Raw genomic sequence first — 17,033 nt, 5'->3', positions numbered from 1 at the left:
GGCTCCTAGTTTGCGCGGTGCAACAGGGTGGTCAGCACACGGGTCAGCTCGGCTTGCGGGTTGTCGGCCATGTCTTCAGCGCGCCACGCGACATGTTGATCTGGACGCACGAGCACGCAGCCAGCCTCATTGACCTCGCGTGCGCGGGCCCAATCCCCATGATGATCGATGATGTCCCGGCGTGGTCCGATGACATGGGCACGAATGTCGAGGCCCAAAGCGTCACCGACCTTCGCAGCAGCTTCCACCCAAGCCTCGCCATTGATGCCTGTAAGGATCGTGAACTGCCCCCGCCCCACAAGGTCGAGCGTCGAGCGCTTGCCACCATCATGATCGTAGACCCAGGCATGCGGGATACGCGCGCCCGGCCACGTGGTCGGTTGGTAATGCAGTTCGGCGTCCAACTCGAAAGCCGGCTCCATTTGACCATCGGTGACAATGGCTGAAGACTTGTAGCGCTGGTTCATTTCAACGCCGTGGGCATCAAACTCGTACTTCTTGAAAGCAATGGCCTCGCGGATGGCAGCTCGCTGCTGCTCGGCTTCCATGTTGGCGTCACAGCGCTTGTCCATATTGGCCTGCATGACCTCCGGATCGGTAGACTCCGTCAGGCCCAGCGATTCAAAGATCGGCCCAAACTCACCAATTGACTGATTGGCCCGGGTGACGATCTGTTTGGCGACCGGCGCGCGCTCTTCAGAATAGCTGTCGAGTAAGCTTTCGCCCGCCTGACCTTTCAAAACGGCAGCGAGTTTCCATGCGAGATTGAAGGAATCCTGGATCGAGGTGTTGGACCCCAGACCGTTGGAGGGTGGATGACGGTGGGCCGCATCACCCATGATGAACACACGACCCGCCTGCATATTGGTGGCGTATTTGTTGTTCACCGTCCATGTGGAAACAGAGGTTATGTCCGGCTCGATGGTCTGATCGCCCACCAGGTCGCGCACCACTTTGGTGGCAAACTCATCGGTCACGTCCGGCGCGGGCTGGTTGATGTCATAACCCCAGACGATCAGCCACTCATTCCAAGGCCGCACCATGCGCACCAGACCCATGCCGATGCCCCCCACATCTGCACCGGGCTGGACAACCCAATAGAGAACGGATGGGCGGTGGGCGACGAACTTGGAAAGATCAGCCTTAAAAATGATGTTCATTGAGCCGCCAACGCCCATCTCGCCTTCAAAGGGCAGGTTTTCCAGTTCAGCAACCTTCGAGTTACCGCCATCGGCGCCCACCAAATAGCGCGAGCGGATGGTGATCTCCTTGCCACTCAACCGATCGCGGCATGTCGTCGTAACACCCTCGGCATCCTGCTCATGATGCAGATACTCCGTCGACATGCGCGCCTGCGTGCCGCGGGAGCACGCTGTTTTGAAGAGCAGCGGCTCCATCATTGTCTGCGGCAAGTCGTTCATGAAGGTCGGCGAGGAGAGCAGGTGCTCCGCCTTTGACATCGGGTGATTGCCCCAGCTTTTCATACGGCCAATCTCTTCGCCCGCCAGGCTTTCACAAAAGACGTTCTCGCCCATCAGTTCCTGCTCAGCAGCGAAGAGGTAGGCCTCGTCCTCAACCTCCTGACCGAGATCGCGCAGTACTTCCATGGTCCGCTGATTGGTGATGTGGGCGCGCGGCGTATTGGCGAGCCAGCGGTAACGATTGACCGCCATGTTTTCGATGCCATAGCTGGAAAGAAGCGCCGCAGTAGCAGACCCGGCTGGGCCGGTGCCGATGATGAGAACGTCTGTGGAGATATCAGCCATTGGGTGCTTCCTCGCTCTGTTTTGTCTTTGATTTTTGGATGTCCAGCGCGCCGCCCGTCAGACGCCGACGCACGGGGAAAAGCTCAATGCCGGTGCGCGCTGAGATCAGGCCCCACAGGCCTTTGGGTGCAAAAAGCATGATGATGATGCCGATGATGCCGAGCAGCATCAGGTACCAGGTGCCGTAATCGGCGAGCAGCGATTGCAGGATGAAGAAGACCAGCACGCCAACGATCGGGCCTTCGATGGTGCCGATGCCGCCAATCACCACGATGAAGATGACGTAGGCGGTCCAATCGGTGACCGAAAAAGCTGCGTCAGGTGAGATGCGTGCCTTTTGCAGATAGATCAGCGCGCCGGCAATACCGGTGCCGAAGGCCGCGACCAGAAACACCACCCACTTCATCCGCCCCGCATCAACACCAACGGATTTGGCCGCTTCGATGTTGTCGCGCACGGCGGCCAGAGCCAGCCCGCGCTTGGTGCGCAAGAGCCAGTAGATGCCGCCAATGGTCGCCACTGCGAGAATGACCGCCAACCAGTAGGAAAGAATGTCGCGGGCTGCCGCGCTACGCACGCCGAAGAGACTTTCGATGGCCTCAGCGAACATCAGTTCGCGGGTGGCGGAGCGCGGGAGGGAGGTGCCCGTGCCGCCGCCAACCGCCTGCCATTGCGAGGTCATGAGACGCACAACCTCGGCAATGACCCAAGTGCCGATAGCAAAATAAGCACCCTGCAAACGGAAGGCGAAGAAGGCCGTGGGGATGGCGAGAAGCACCGCCACCACGCCGCCAAGCAGGATAGCCGGGATTGGGTCGAGCCCTGCCAGGATCACGACGCCAAACATGGCGTAGGCGCCGATGCCGACAAACGCCTGCTGGCCGATGGAAACAAGGCCGCCATAGCCGGCCAGCAGATTCCAGAACTGCGCGAGCACCAGCATGGTGAGGATAAAGAACATATCCTGGATGAGGCTGCGTGAAGCAAAGGCCGGCAGCGCGACAAGCACAACGATCAGGATCAGGGCGAGGACGCCTGCGATCTTGGAGGCTTTGGTACCAGTGTGAACGGCATAGGGCGTTGTATGGTCGCTCATCGATCCGTCTCCTAGTCCACGGCCCGCGGGAACAGTCCACGCGGACGGATGAGAAGCACCACCAGGAAGGCTATGTGCCCGGCAAGGATTTGCCATTCGGGATTGATCGCCGCGCCCACCGTCTGTGCAACACCGATGATGATCCCGCCGAGCAGCGTGCCCCAGAGCGAGCCGAGGCCGCCAATGATCACTGCCTCGAATGCGTAGATGAGGCGTGCCGGGCCGATGTTGGGATCAAAGTTGGAGCGCATGCCGAGATAGAGCGCGGCGATCGTGACAATGATCATCGCTATGCCAGTCGCTTTGGCGAAGATGTTGGCAGGCTTGATGCCCATCAGGCTCGCCGTCGTGGCATCATCAGACGTTGCACGAAACGCCCGGCCAAGTTCGGTGCGATAGAACAGCCAGTTGAGCGCAACGATGACAAGGATCGCCGATCCGAAGGTGAGCAGCGGCAGAACACCCAAATTGATACCTGCCACTTCAACCGATGCGGTCGAGAGCGTACCAGTCGGCAGGCGCTGGCTATCGGCGGAAAACCCTTCCAACAGCGCGTTCTGCAACACGACTGACAAGCCGAATGTGACCAGAAGCGGCGGCAGGATGTCCTCACCCAACACACGATTGAGCATGTATTTTTGCAGGCCGTAGCCGAGCGCGAACATAAACGGGATCGCGATGGCGGCCGCAACAAAGGGTGAGAGCCCTGTCATCGTCACAAGCAGCAGGATCAAATAGGCGCCCATCACAATAAGGTCGCCATGGGCAAGGTTCACCAGCCGCATGATGCCGAAGACGAGGGAGAGGCCTGCTGCGAACAGCGCGTAGAGCCCGCCCAACAGCACGCCTTGGATAATGGTGTCGATCCAGATCATGCCGCTGCTCCAAAATAGGCGTCGTGGATGGCATCGCGGGAGAGCGTGGCGGGGGTGCCTGACAGCGTGACGCGGCCTTCCATCATACAGTAAACCCGGTCGGCAACCTGCATCGCCTGGCCGATATCCTGCTCCACCACGATGAGAGAGGCGCCCGCTTCCTTAATCTTGGGCACTGCCTTGTAGATGTCGCGTATCACCACCGGCGCGAGGCCGAGCGAGATTTCATCGCAAAGCAGAACACGTGGGTTGCTCATCAACGCCCGACCGATGGCAACCATCTGTTGTTGGCCACCTGATAGCGCAGTACCAGGGTTGTTGCGGCGCTCTTTGAGGATCGGGAAGAGATCGTAGACGGTGTCGAGGTTCCAGTGACCACCGTTTTTGCGGCCATAGGTGCCGATCAGCAGGTTCTCTTCCACCGACAAAGATGGGAACAGGCGCCTGCCCTCAGGCACCATCGCAACACCCATCGCCATGATCGCATCGGCTGTCGCGTTGCCGATGGCATCACCATTGAACGAAACCGTATCGCGACCATTGATCAGGACCCCAGCGATGGAGCGCATGAGCGTGGTCTTGCCCGCGCCATTGGCGCCGATGATCGCGATGGTCTCGCCATCGTTCAGGTCGATATCGACACCGAAAAGGGCTTGGAAATCGCCATAGTGGGCGGTGAGGTCGTGGGTGCTCAAAAGGGCCATCAGACGTCGATCCCCAAGTAGATTTCCTTGACCTCTTTGGACTCCATGATCGCGTCGGGGTCACCGATACCGATCACCCGTCCGAAGTCGAGCACGAGCAGCCGCTCTACCACCGAGGTGAGCGCGTGCAGCACATGCTCGATCCAAACGATGGTGACGCCTTCGGCATGGATGGCCTTGATGGTCTCCACCAACGCGTGGCACTCGCCTTCGGTCAGGCCACCGGCGATCTCATCGAGCAGCAACAGCTTTGGGTGCGTTGCCATAGCGCGGGCCAATTCCAACCGCTTGCGATCCAGAAGCGACAGTGAACCGGAGGTCTGGTTGGCTTTGCCGATGAGTTCGGTCCGTTCCAGGATCACCGCGCATTGCCGCATCACGTCGCTCTCAGTGCTTTGGCGGCCAAAGGTCGCCGCAACCACCAGATTTTCGTAGACGGTGAGATGCGTGAAAGGCTGCGGGATTTGAAACGAACGTCCAACGCCGGAAATGCAACGCTGCATGGCCGGAACTTTGGTAACGTCCCTACCCTCGAAATGAATGCTCCCCGTATCAGCGGGCAGGTTGCCCGTGATGAGGTTGAAAAGGGTCGATTTGCCCGCACCGTTCGGACCGATGATGCCGAGCGCCTGGCCCTCCGGCACATCGAACGTGACATCATCGGTCACCTTCAAAGCACCAAAGCTCTTCGACACATTCTGCAAGGCAAGCATAGAGGCAGGCGTAACCATGGCTCGCTCCAAGCGGCGGGTTTCAGGGAAAACAGAGCGCGGCGGGACGCCGCGCCCCACAAGGACGAATTACGAGATCGCTTCCATCGTCCCGCCAGTCGGGATCGAGGGCTGATCGGAGTTATCAACGATCACCAGGTCGTAGCCACCGCCCTCGTTCAGCCGCCACTGGCCACCAACCAGCGGTGTCTTGCAGATGTTGGGGGCGGCAAAGGGCGGCAGACCTGCGCCGTCAAAGGCAATCGGCCCAACGACCGTGTTGAGGTTGGAAGCAGCAATCGCTTCGGCCACCGCATCGCCATCGCTGCTGTCGTCCACCCGGCCCATCACATCGACGGCAAGCTCGAACAACGCATGCACAAAGCCAATCGGCTGTGTCCACTGCTTGCCGGTCTCGCTGGTATAGGCGTCAGCCACCTGGCCAGCGGTCAAACCGTTGATGGACGAGGAGAAGGGATGACTTGGCGACCACCAGACTTCAGACGACAGATTGTGACCGCTGTCACCGAGCGCTTCGACAGCCTGCGGGAAGAGGATCGCCTTGCCGATGGAGGCAGCCTTCGGCGTGAAGCCCTGCTGCTTGGCCTGGTTCCAGAAGGTGGTGAAGTCCGGCGGGATTGGCACGCCGGTGACGATCTCAACATCGCCCTGCTTGAAAGCATTGATCTGGGCGGAAAAATCATCCGTTAGGTTCTGGTAGCGACCAGGATCGGTCAGGGTGTAGCCCTGTGCGTCGAGCACCGGCGGGAAGCCAACATTCGGATCGCCCCAGGCGTTGCCGTCGCCATCATTGGGGAAGAGGCCGCCGACCGACTTGTTGGTATCGAGCTGCGCCCACATGGCGGTGAAGACGGAAATCACATCCTCAAGACCCCAAAAGAAATGGTAGGCATAGTCGAACGGTTCCCAGCTGTCCGGATTTCCCGGGTTGCCCTGCTGACCGATGAACCAGGGCTGCCAGGGCGCCACGGTGGAGATGACCGGCACACCTTCGGACTCTGCGGTTGTGGCAACCGGATTGGTGGTCTCCGGTGTCGAGGCCACCAACAGCATGTCCACCTCATCATCGATGATAAGTTCCTGCGCGACGTCCGCCGCGCGGTTGGGGTTGGACTGGCTGTCCTTGACGATCACTTCGAAGTTTTCAGCGACAGCGGAGCTGGCAAAGTTCGAAAGAATGAAATTGTCGGCTTCAGCAAAGGCCGCCAGTGGGCCCGATTGCGGGCTAACATAGCCAAGCTTGATGCGAGCGCCTTGCGCAATGGCGGGCATAGCAAGGCCGCTGGTTGCGGCAGCGGCGCCGGCAAGCGCGGTGTTCTTCAGAAGTGTGCGGCGTGTGATCATGTCATCCTCCCAGATGATCGGGTTTCATTCTTGTTGGGTGTCAAAGGACTGGCGGATCGCCCGCCCAGGCCACTTGCAGCAGCGTGCGGATCGCATCGCGCTCGACCGGTCGAGGGTTGGGGTAAGGTTTGCTGACGGCCAGATCGGCGGTACGATCAAGATCGCCCTCCTCCAAGCCGAGGTCCTTCAGGGCCATCGGCGCGCCGACTGTGTTCGCAAAGGTGTGTAGCGATTGGCCGGCATTCGTGCCGCCAAAGATGTCACAGATTGGCTGCAACAGATCGGCGACGGCACGGGCGTTGTAGGCAATGGCGTGCGGCAGCACGACAGCATGCGTCTCTGCATGCGGCAGATCGAAGGAGCCACCCAGCGTGTGGCAAAGCTTGTGGTGCAGCGCCATGCCGACCTGACCGAGCACAGTGCCGCAGAGCCAAGCGCCGTAAAGCGTCTCGCCACGGGCTTCGATGTCTTGAGGGTTGTCGATCACCTTAGGCAGCGCACGCTTGAAGGCCGACAGACCTTCGATGGCGAGCATGGTCGAAACCGGGTTGCGGTTGACCGCGTAGAGCGCCTCCGCGGCATGCGCCATAGCATTGAGCGCGCTCGTCACCGTCATGGCGACCGGCAAGGTCACCACCAGTTCAGGGTCGTAGAGAATGACTTCCGGTTGGATTTTTGGATCGGTTACGGTTGTTTTCACACCATCTTCAGTCTGGCCGAGAATGGCGGTTGCTTCCGAACCGGCATAAGTGGTGGGGATCACGATCTGTGGCAGGTCGGTGCGATAGGCGACGGCTTTGCCAAGGCCGGTCGTCGAGCCGCCTCCCAGTGCGACCAAGCAATCGGCATCTACGCTCGTCGCATGAGCTACTGCCTCGGCGGTGACGTCGACGGGCGTGTGCATGGCCGCCTTGGTGAAGACGCCCGCAGCTTTTCCATTGAGGCTAGCGGCCATATCCATGGCGCTGTCGGCTTGAGGCGGTGTGGACAACACCAGGGCGCGTATGCAGCCAAGCCGGTCGATTTCTTCTTCGATCCGATGGCGAACGCCAGCGCCAAATCGCACGCGAACAGCAGCACTTTGGGCTTCAAACTGGCTTTGAAAAGGGGCCATCGTTCCTCCAAGACGGCGCCCTGGGCAGGCGCTCTGTAGTCTCATTGGGAAAACGCTAGCACGCGATTTTCGGTGACTTGATCCAATTTGCGCGCGTTAATATAACTTCAAGTTATGAAGTTCGACCCACGCCATCTGGAAATCGTTGCCGCCATCGTTGATGCAGGCGGCCTGACAGAGGGTGCGGAAGCATTGGGTAAATCCCAGCCCAGCGTGTCGAGAACCCTTTCCATGCTCGAAGCCCGCGTCGGCTCGCGTCTGTTTGCGAAAAACAAACGCCCGCTTCAACCAACGGAACTTTGCCTGGCGCTCGCCGCCGAGGGACGAAAAGTTCTGGCAGCCAACAAAGCGGCTTCCGATGTGGTCAAACGCTATCTGGACGGTCGCTCCGGCGTGGTACGGGTCGGCGGCTCGCCGATCTTCATGGATGGCGTGATTTCCGGCATGATCGCCGAGTTCCAGACCGGCCACCCAGATGTGCGCATCGATCAGTCTTACAACTACGCGCCAGAGCTGATGGAAAAACTAGAGGCGGGCACCCTTGATATCGCTATATGCCCGATGAAAGTGGATGCCATTCCGACCGGCTTCACCTTCAAAGACATTCTTCCCGGCCGCAACGTCATCGCCTGCGGAGCAACCCATCCTGTTGCCAATCGCACGTCGGTGACCCTGTCGGATATAGCCCCCTACCCATGGATCGCGCCGCCGACCGACAGCCCACTTTACGAGGATTTGCGCAGCGTGCTTTCCAGCATCGGCATGCGTGATTTCCGCGTGAGCTTTTCAGGCGGCTCGCTGACGTCGATCATCAACATTTTGGAGCGATCCGATGCGCTCACTGTCTTGCCCTACTCGGTGGTGTTCACCTTAAGGCGACAGAAGATGCTGTCGGCGCTTTCGATCAAGATCGGCCACCCCGAACGTAACCTGGGGCTTCTCACGCGCGCAGATGCACCTCTTGGCCCAACAGTCCGTCGGTTCCGCCAATACATCATCCGCGAGTTTACGACACTCGCCGACACGATCCTGAAACATGAGCAAAACGCGCTTTGGCGTAGCTGATGCTTCTACAGCACCCGTGAGAGAAACGCCCTCGTCCGCTCCTCTTGGGGGGCACTGAACAGGTCGTTCGGCGCACCCTCCTCCAAAATACGTCCGGCATCGAGAAAACACACCTTGTCAGCCAGCTCGCGAGCGAACCCCATTTCGTGCGTAGCAAGGATCATGGTCATACCATCGCGATGCAGTTGCCTCAGCACGTCCAGCACTTCACCAACAAGCTCTGGATCAAGTGCGGAGGTGATCTCGTCGAACAGCATGATCTCCGGCTCCATCGCCAGCGCTCGAATGATGGCCACACGTTGCTGCTGGCCACCGGAAAGCTGGTCTGGATAGTGATCCATGTGCTCTGGTAACCCGAAGCTGTCAAACAGATCGGCCACCGGGCCTGCCAAATCATCCTTGCTACGGCCATGCACCCGCATCGGCGCCAGCATCACATTCTGGGCGGCCGTCATATGCGGAAAGAGATTGTAGGACTGGAAGACGATGCCGATCCGCTCACGCACAGGCTGTGGATCAAAACCTGGTTCGGCAATATCGACACCGTCCAGATAGATCACCCCGTCATCAATTGGTTCGAGCAGGTTGATACAGCGCAGAAGCGTGGACTTGCCCGACCCTGATGCCCCAATCAGGCACACCATTTCACCTTCGGCCACATCCAGATCAATGGCTCGGCAAACCTCATTCGAGCCAAAACTCTTGCGCACGCTGCGCAAGGACAGTTTCACACCAGCCTGCGCCGTCACGTGCGGCGCCTCGTCTGCTTGTGCAGCAGATAATCGGCATACCGCGTCGCGGGAATCGTAATGGCCAGGAAGATCAGCGCCGCGCCGACATAGGGTGTAAAGTTAGCAAAGAGCGACTTGTAAACGCCAGCCTGACGGAAGATTTCCACCGGCCCGATGAAGGACAAGAGCGCCACGTCTTTCTGCAGGGCAATGAAGAGGTTCATGTTCGCTGGCATCACGTTCCGGATCGCTTGCGGCAGCACCACAAAGCGCATCGTATCCTGATCAGAGAGGCCGAGCGATGCCGCAGCGGCGCGCTGGCTTTCATGGATTGATTCAATGCCTGAGCGAAACACTTCGGCCACATAGGCCGCATAGACCAGCACCAGGGCAAGCGAGCCCCAAATGTAGGGCGAATTCCATGGGCGCGGCAAACCAAGGCCTGGGACGCCAAAGCCAATCAGATAGATGATCAGTATGACTGGAAGGCCGCGAAACACATCGGTGTAAAGCGCGCCAAACAGGCGCAGCGGAAAGAGGATCGGCGAGCGGACGTCACGGCACAGCGCAATAGCAAGGCCAAGTATGGCGATGATCGGTGCACACCATGCAAAAATCGCCACGTTCTGCACAAACGCCGCCAGGAGCCCCGAAAAAGTCTGCGCAAACACCTCGCCATTGAAGAAGCTGCGCTGGACGGCCTCCCAACCTGGCGCTAGCGGCACAAGCACCAAACATGTCACCAAAACACCCAAGGTCGAGGCCGCGGCGATGATAATAGAGCGCCGCCGCATCCGCGCTTCGTAAAGCTCACGGCGCGTGGGTGCTGTAGTAGATGCAGTGGCGGTGCGCGCGCCTACCGGCGGATTCAATCCCGTGTCCGCCATCTATTCGATGACGGGCACACCAGTGGCCTCTTGCAGCCACTGCGCTTCGATGGCCGCCAAAGCGCCCGATTCCGTCAGCTCAGTGATGGCCGCATCCACACACTCCTTCAGTGGACTGCCTTCTTCCATCAGAAGCCCGAACTGATCGGGATTCTCCGAGCGCTCAGCAGTGAACTGACCAAGGATTACGCCGTCATTGACCACAACGGCAGCCAGATAAAGCGCGGTCGGCAAATCGAACAAGGCCGCATCAATCTGGCCGGCTTGCATGGCTGCTGTCACATCTACATTGTCGCCATAGAGCAAAGGGTCGCGTTCCGGCTGAACAATCTCGTTGAGCATCGGCAAAGCGGTCGTCGTCGAATGGGCTCCCCAAACGGCGCTTTGCAGCGAACTCACATTGGGTTCAAGCCCAGCGTCAACAACAGACTGCGTGGTGAGCACAGCCATCGCCGAGGTGTAATACGGCAGCGAGAAATCAACCATCTGTTCGCGCGCTTCAGTGATGGAATACTGTTGCATGTTGAAGTCAAAGTCTTTCGGGCCGGGCTGAATGGCCTCATCGAAAGATGTGCGCACCCAGGTCACGTGGTCCGCATCAAAGCCCATGGCTTCGGCGATGGCATAGGCAACGGCGGCTTCATACCCTTCGCCGCTTTCCGGGTCGTCATTCAGTACCCACGGGTAAAAGGCGGGGTTTCCGGTGGCGATGGTCAACACGCCCTCCTCCAGAGTCTTGCCCGCAGCGCAGCTTGCGTGATCGTGTACTACGGCCGAACCCGTCGCAAAAGTCGCCATTGCGAGGGCTGGGACCGTCAGCGCCAGAACCGAAAAACCAGAGGTCAACATTTTCATGATGGGGGCTCCATATACGTTTGGTCTTAGGTTTCGCATGCGCTGCAAAATTGTCCAGCCTGCGACGGTCAATTGTTGAGTCTTCTCAACACATTGCGATCAAAACGATGCGTCTTTAACCGCTTCCATCGAAACGTGTGTCGACGTGTTGGCCACGTGAGGAAGCGCGGAGATTTTCTCGCCCAAAACCAGGCGGTAGTCGCGCATATCGCTCGTCCTTACTTTAAGCAGAAAATCGAACGCACCTGCAATCATATGGCATTGCTCGATTTCAGGTGTTGCCATAACTGCCTGATTAAAATCCTTTAGGGCGGCTTCACGCGTATCCGAGAGCTTCACCTCAACAAAAGCAACATGCTCTTGACCAAGCTTACGCGGGTCGAGCGTCGCACGAAAGCCAACGATGTAACCTTCGTTGATGAGCTTTTTCAAACGGTTCTGACATGGCGTCTTGGACAGTCCAACACGCTTGGAAAGCTCAGTGATTGGCAAACGCCCCTCCACCGAAAGCACGTCGAGGATAGCCCAGTCATAGCGGTCTAGTTGACTGTGATTACCAGCATTCATTCTATAATCACCTATTGCAAGGACATTTTAAGGTCGTTTTCTCTAAATAGAGACAACATACAGGCCAATTGCCTATTTCAATCAGGCTATGCTGCCAAGCAAATCTTGACCACCAAGGGCAGCTGTGATGACGCGCTTAGAGGACCATCGACAAACCATTCGGCATCAGACGCTTGAAGAAGAAGCCCTGGTCCTCAACCGGCTGATGAAAGCTGCCGTAATTTCAGATGACACACGTCATAGAGCGGGACAGCGCGCCATCGATCTTGTCCAGGCGATACGGGCGGTCAAAAAGCCCGGCCTCATGGAAGTGTTCCTAGCCGAGTATGGGCTTTCCACCGATGAGGGCGTTGCCCTGATGTGTCTTGCCGAGGCGCTGCTGCGCGTGCCGGATACCGACACCATTGATGCACTGATTGAGGACAAGATCGCACCATCCGCCTGGGGCGAACATCTGGGCAAGTCCAGTTCATCACTGGTCAACGCATCAACATGGGCGCTGATGCTGACGGGCAAAGTTCTGTCCGATGGCAAGGGCACAGCGGCGGTACTCCAATCCGCGCTCAAGCGTCTTGGTGAACCTGTCATCCGTATGGCGGTGACAAGCGCGATGAAGGAACTGGGTGGCCATTTCGTGCTTGGTCAGACGATTGATGAGGCGCTCGAACGTGGGCGGAGCGCAGAGAAGGCTGGCTACACATTTTCCTACGATATGCTTGGCGAAGCAGCGCTCACAGAACGCGACGCACAGGCGTTTTTCGATGCTTATGCTGACGCCATCCAGCGCTTATCGGGCGAGTGTCGATCCAAAGACATCCGACAAAACCCAGGCATCTCGATCAAACTGTCAGCCCTGCATCCACGCTATGAACTCGGCCAGCGTGACCGCGTCATGGACGAGTTGGTGAAACAGGCAAGCCAGCTTGCGCGAATGGCCCGTGAAGCCGGAATGGGCCTGAACGTGGATGCTGAGGAGGCTGACCGCTTGGACCTCAGTCTGGACGTCATCGAGGCTGTTCTTAGCGATCCAGAACTGGCGGGCTGGGATGGCTTCGGCGTTGTCGTCCAAGCCTATGGCAAGCGGGCTCTGCCGGTGATCGACTGGCTTTATACGCTGGCTGAGAAGCATGATCGAAAGATCATGGTGCGGTTGGTGAAGGGCGCTTACTGGGACACCGAGATCAAGCGCGCGCAGGTTGAAGGCTTATCAGGCTACCCGGTCTTTACCCGCAAGCCAGCCACCGATGTTTCCTACATTTGCTGCGCCCACCGTCTGCTGCGGCTCACGGACAGGCTCTACCCCCAATTCGCCACACATAACGCCCATTCGGTGGCCGCCATCCTGGAAATGGCAGAGAACCAAGACGCCTTTGAGTTTCAGCGGCTCCACGGCATGGGCGAAGCCCTTTACGATGTGGTCAGGGAAACGGGAGATGCCCGTTGTCGGATCTATGCGCCCGTTGGTCCACATCGTGATCTTCTGGCCTATCTGGTGCGGCGATTGTTGGAGAACGGAGCCAACAGTTCTTTCGTCAATCAAATCGTGGATGTCGACGTGCCCGCCGATCTGATTGCCAAAGATCCATTCGAAGCGGTAAAAACCGCGCAACCGCCTGTCCTTCTGCCAAAAGACCTTTACGCGCCCGAGCGCACAAACTCTCATGGCTTTGATCTCAAAGACCCGGTGGATGTTGCAACCTACGAACAGCTGCGCGCGCCTTTTCAAGCAACACAGTGGGAGACAGGCCCAATCCTCGCCGAAGCTGCCGGTGGCGAGGCAGCCGAACCCGTTCACAATCCCGCCGATCCAAGTGATGTGGTTGGAACCTTGAGAAGCTGCTCGAAGGCCGATGTCGAAACGGCCTTGCGCTTGGCGAAGCCCTGGGCAGCATCACCCAACCAGCGCGCCGAAACTCTCAAACAAGCGGCCGATCTCTACGAGACATGCGCTGGAGAGATTTTTGCCGTTCTTGCCCGAGAAGCTGGCAAAACACCAACAGATGCCATCGCCGAGTTGCGTGAAGCTGTTGATTTTTTGCGCTACTACGCGGCAGGCACCTCTGAGTTGGACGCGCCGGCGCGCGGTGTCTTTTCTTGCATCTCTCCCTGGAACTTCCCGTTAGCGATCTTCACTGGACAGATCGCAGCGGCACTGGCGGCGGGCAACGGTGTGCTCGCCAAGCCCGCCGAGCCCACCGGCCTCATAGCAGGTCTTGCCGTGCAGCTTCTTCACCGAGCGGGTGTTCCCAAAACCGCGCTACAATTGGTACCGGGCGCGGGATCGGTTGTCGGTGCACGTATTACCGCTTCGCCCGATGTACACGGCATTTGCTTCACCGGCTCCACGGCCACAGCAAAGTCTATTCACCGCACAATGATCGATCATTGTGAGCCAACCGCGCCATTGATCGCAGAAACCGGCGGCCTCAATGCCATGATCGTTGACAGCACAGCGCTGCCAGAACAAGCGATCAAAGACATTGTCGCTTCCGCCTTCCAATCGGCCGGTCAGCGCTGCTCAGCGCTCCGTATTCTCTATCTTCAGGACGATGTTGCCGACACGTTTTTGGACATGCTGTTCGGTGCCATGGATGAACTCGTCATTGGCAACCCTTGGCACCTCTCAACCGACGTGGGTCCCATCATCAACCAGGCAGCGCGCGCAGGCATCCTGAACCATATCGAAAAGGCCGAAGCATCAGGCGCAGTTCTGAAAAGAAACAATGCCCCCTCAACCGGGATCTTCGTCGCACCAACAGTGATCAAGGTTGGAGGCATCGCCGACCTTGAGGAGGAAATCTTCGGTCCCGTCCTTCACGTGGCAACGTTCAAAGCGGCTGATCTTCAAGACGTGATCAAAGACATCAACGCCAGCGGCTACGGCCTGACGTTCGGCATCCATTCACGCATTGATGATCGTGTGCAGCTTCTTTCCAGCGAAATTGAAGCAGGCAACATTTATGTAAATCGCAATCAGATCGGCGCCATTGTTGGCTCGCAGCCTTTTGGTGGCGAGGGCCTGTCGGGCACCGGGCCAAAGGCAGGCGGACCAAACTATGTCGCGCGCTTTACAAGGCCCGAACGAACCATAAGCCAGCTTGGCGCACCAAGAACCGCCGACACAAACACCGTCCAATGCCTGCTTGATGACGCCAAAACCGATCCGCAGTCGCTATCCACCACGTCATTGCCAGGGCCAACGGGCGAGTCCAATCGGCTCTCCGAACATGGTCGCGGTACGGTGCTTTGCCTTGGCCCAACGCCTGAGGATGCTGCATTGCAGGCCAAATTGGTCCGTGAAAATGGTTGCGCAGCCGTCTGCGTCGCCGATGGGCTCGCCAGCAAAGACGGGGCGCACGGTGGCCTTCCACCGGCCGCCCTTGCTGAGCTCGGCGGATTTGAGGCCGTTGTGTGCTTTGCCGAAGACACGCATCTCAGGCAGCTTCGAAAAGTGCTGGCATCGCGCGATGGCCCCATCATACCGCTGCTTGCGGAGCAGGACTTCGCGCGATGGTGCCGATTGGAACGCCATGTCTGTATCGACACAACGGCAGCTGGCGGCAATGCCAGCCTACTCGCTGAAGCAAGCTAGCGCTGATAAGCGAGCCGACACGCCAGCTTAATCTGGCGCTTCAAACTCCAACGTGTCCGGTCGATAGTTGAAAAGCTCCAGCCGCGCTGGTTTGCCCGATCCATTGGCAAGACGCATAGCGGTCAGGCTGGCCGGTCCAACAGGAATGATATTGGCCGGTTGCAGGTTCAAGAAACGCTGCAAGATGGCCCGGATCACCCCTCCATGGCAGACCACGAGAAGGTTCTCGCAAGGGTCTTGCTGTTCGTCCACAATCACGGTGCAAACGCGGTCAGCAAAGGTGTCCCAGGTTTCGCCACCAGGTGGAGTTTGGGTGCCAGCGCGCCAGCCCAGATACCCTTGCGGATCGCTCGCCTGGATATCTTCGATGGAACGACCCGTCCAATCACCCACATCGATTTCACGCAGGCGGGCGGAGAAGCGCGGGTTTTCCGCGCCGATACGCTCGGCCGTCTCGCGGACACGCGCAAGGTCGGAAGAGATCGCCCGACAGGGTTTGGCTCCCTCAATAACCGGGCGCAAAGTATCAGCCTGATGACGTCCATGATCGGAAAGGCTGATATCAGCCTGACCTTGAAGACGGTGCGATGCGTTCCACTCTGACTGTCCGTGGCGGACCAGAAGCAACCGCATCAGATGAGCCTCTCGCCATCTTGGCCAAACCAGCAGGCAGGCTGGGAGGGAAGCTCCATATGCACCGTCTCTCCGATCCGCACTTTGGGCGCATCGTCGACGATAGCGGTCAGCCGCAGCCCATCACGCAAAGCCGTCACCATGGTGCGCCCAGCAATGGCGCTCATTTCCACCAACTCCATCGGCAGGCTTGTGGAGCTTTCCTCGCAGCGCACGTGCAAAGCCTCAGCCCGGAACATGGCGAGCGACTCTGGTGTCTGCTTCGGTGGTTCAAACGGCATGTGCTTGGGACCAACCTTGTAACCAGACCCGTTTTTCACGACCGGGATCATGTTGTTGGGTGGCGTACCGACAAAGGTTGCCACAAACGATGTTGCTGGGCTCTCCAGAAGCTCATTCGGCGTGCCGAACTGTTGCAACCGGCCATGGTTCATCACCGCAACATGGGTCGCCATGGTCATCGCTTCGATCTGGTCATGCGTCACGTAAACCGTGGTCGCCCCGGTCGCCCGGTGCAGACGCATCAGCTCGGTGCGCATTTCGACACGCAATTTGGCATCCAGGTTCGACAATGGTTCATCAAAAAGCAGCACGCCGGGCTTAGGAGCAATCGTGCGGGCAATTGCAACGCGCTGTTGCTGACCGCCCGAAATCTCATTGGGGTAGCGCTCAGCAAGTTGGTGGATGTCGAGCAGCTCCAGCACCTCATCAACGCGAGCGATACGTTCAGCCTTGCTCATCTGACCGACCTTGAGCGGCCATTCCACATTGCCACGCACCGACATATGCGGCCACAGCGCATAAGACTGAAACACCAGGCCGGAGTTGCGCTTGGCAGGGTCCACCGTCCAGTTCTTGTCGCCGTCCGACACCGTCTGACCGGCAAATATCAACTGACCTTCGCTTGGATGTTCCAGCCCCGCCAGCATGCGCAAAAGTGTCGTCTTCCCACAACCGGATGGGCCAAGCAGAACCAGAAAAGAACCATCCGGCACGGTGATTGAAACATTTTTGACGGCTTCAACGTCACCAAAGCGTTTCGTGATGTTTTTGATCTCAAGCATGAGCGGCCC

General features: G+C 58.6%; 15 protein-coding genes. 2 read left to right on the top strand and 13 right to left on the bottom strand.

The features are described from left to right. Positions 1-5 precede the first annotated feature (5 nt). The 7 genes from ABWH92_RS10430 to ABWH92_RS10400 form a co-directional block, all read right to left on the bottom strand. A complete protein-coding gene (locus tag ABWH92_RS10430; protein ID WP_375568092.1) occupies positions 6-1,766 on the bottom strand; it encodes an FAD-dependent monooxygenase in 1,761 nt (586 codons plus the stop codon). After that, complete coding sequence (locus ABWH92_RS10425; RefSeq protein ID WP_375568090.1) at positions 1,759-2,862, bottom strand: branched-chain amino acid ABC transporter permease; 1,104 nt, start codon at positions 2,860-2,862, stop codon at positions 1,759-1,761. The genes ABWH92_RS10430 and ABWH92_RS10425 overlap by 8 nt, the downstream gene beginning before the upstream one ends. Before the next feature lie 11 nt (positions 2,863-2,873). Beyond that, positions 2,874-3,737, bottom strand: a complete 864-nt coding sequence (locus tag ABWH92_RS10420) for a branched-chain amino acid ABC transporter permease (RefSeq protein ID WP_375568088.1) — start codon at positions 3,735-3,737, stop codon at positions 2,874-2,876. After that, the gene (locus ABWH92_RS10415) at positions 3,734-4,441 is read right to left on the bottom strand and encodes an ABC transporter ATP-binding protein (RefSeq protein WP_375568086.1); all 708 of its coding nucleotides are present in this window, start codon (positions 4,439-4,441) and stop codon (positions 3,734-3,736) included. The genes ABWH92_RS10420 and ABWH92_RS10415 overlap by 4 nt, the downstream gene beginning before the upstream one ends. Further along, a complete protein-coding gene (locus ABWH92_RS10410; RefSeq protein WP_375568084.1) occupies positions 4,441-5,172 on the bottom strand; it encodes an ABC transporter ATP-binding protein in 732 nt (243 codons plus the stop codon). Before ABWH92_RS10410 ends, ABWH92_RS10415 begins: the two co-directional genes overlap by 1 nt. Before the next feature lie 69 nt (positions 5,173-5,241). After that, a complete protein-coding gene (locus tag ABWH92_RS10405; protein WP_375568082.1) occupies positions 5,242-6,516 on the bottom strand; it encodes an ABC transporter substrate-binding protein in 1,275 nt (424 codons plus the stop codon). Between the two features lie 40 nt (positions 6,517-6,556). After that, positions 6,557-7,630 carry a maleylacetate reductase gene (locus tag ABWH92_RS10400; RefSeq protein WP_375568080.1) on the bottom strand — a complete coding sequence of 358 codons (1,074 nt, stop codon included), beginning with the start codon at positions 7,628-7,630 and terminating at the stop codon, positions 6,557-6,559. A 114-nt stretch (positions 7,631-7,744) separates the two neighbouring features. Between ABWH92_RS10400 and ABWH92_RS10395 the strand changes: the two genes are divergently transcribed. Further along, on the top strand, positions 7,745-8,695 hold the full coding sequence (locus tag ABWH92_RS10395; protein WP_375568079.1) for a LysR family transcriptional regulator: 951 nt from the start codon (positions 7,745-7,747) through the stop codon (positions 8,693-8,695). A gap of 5 nt (positions 8,696-8,700) precedes the next feature. Here ABWH92_RS10395 and ABWH92_RS10390 read toward each other — a convergent pair whose 3' ends face one another. From ABWH92_RS10390 to ABWH92_RS10375, 4 genes are all read right to left on the bottom strand, one after another. Further along, positions 8,701-9,444 (bottom strand): amino acid ABC transporter ATP-binding protein, encoded by a 744-nt coding sequence (locus ABWH92_RS10390; RefSeq protein ID WP_375568077.1) that lies wholly within the window; start codon positions 9,442-9,444, stop codon positions 8,701-8,703. After that, positions 9,441-10,298, bottom strand: a complete 858-nt coding sequence (locus ABWH92_RS10385; RefSeq protein ID WP_375568075.1) for an amino acid ABC transporter permease — start codon at positions 10,296-10,298, stop codon at positions 9,441-9,443. The genes ABWH92_RS10390 and ABWH92_RS10385 overlap by 4 nt, the downstream gene beginning before the upstream one ends. A 15-nt stretch (positions 10,299-10,313) precedes the next feature. Beyond that, positions 10,314-11,168 carry an ABC transporter substrate-binding protein gene (locus tag ABWH92_RS10380; RefSeq protein ID WP_375568073.1) on the bottom strand — a complete coding sequence of 285 codons (855 nt, stop codon included), beginning with the start codon at positions 11,166-11,168 and terminating at the stop codon, positions 10,314-10,316. 99 nt (positions 11,169-11,267) lie between these two features. Further along, entirely contained in the window at positions 11,268-11,735 is a 468-nt protein-coding gene (locus ABWH92_RS10375) for an Lrp/AsnC family transcriptional regulator (protein ID WP_375568072.1), read from the bottom strand. 127 nt (positions 11,736-11,862) lie between these two features. Between ABWH92_RS10375 and putA the strand changes: the two genes are divergently transcribed. Next, positions 11,863-15,327 carry a bifunctional proline dehydrogenase/L-glutamate gamma-semialdehyde dehydrogenase PutA gene (gene putA, locus ABWH92_RS10370; protein ID WP_375568070.1) on the top strand — a complete coding sequence of 1,155 codons (3,465 nt, stop codon included), beginning with the start codon at positions 11,863-11,865 and terminating at the stop codon, positions 15,325-15,327. Positions 15,328-15,354: 27 nt separating this feature from the next. On the opposite strand, the gene ABWH92_RS10365 is transcribed toward putA, so the two are convergent. Both ABWH92_RS10365 and ABWH92_RS10360 read right to left on the bottom strand, forming a co-directional pair. Continuing rightward, positions 15,355-15,960: a histidine phosphatase family protein gene (locus ABWH92_RS10365; protein WP_375568068.1), complete on the bottom strand. Its 606-nt coding sequence runs from the start codon at positions 15,958-15,960 to the stop codon at positions 15,355-15,357. Then, positions 15,960-17,024 (bottom strand): ABC transporter ATP-binding protein, encoded by a 1,065-nt coding sequence (locus ABWH92_RS10360; protein WP_375568067.1) that lies wholly within the window; start codon positions 17,022-17,024, stop codon positions 15,960-15,962. Before ABWH92_RS10360 ends, ABWH92_RS10365 begins: the two co-directional genes overlap by 1 nt. Positions 17,025-17,033 lie beyond the last annotated feature (9 nt).

The organism is Ahrensia marina, assembly GCF_042140245.1.
GTDB lineage: Bacteria > Pseudomonadota > Alphaproteobacteria > Rhizobiales > MH13 > MH13.
Note: the sequence above shows the minus strand (reverse complement) of the source record. Positions and strands in the feature narration are given on the sequence as shown.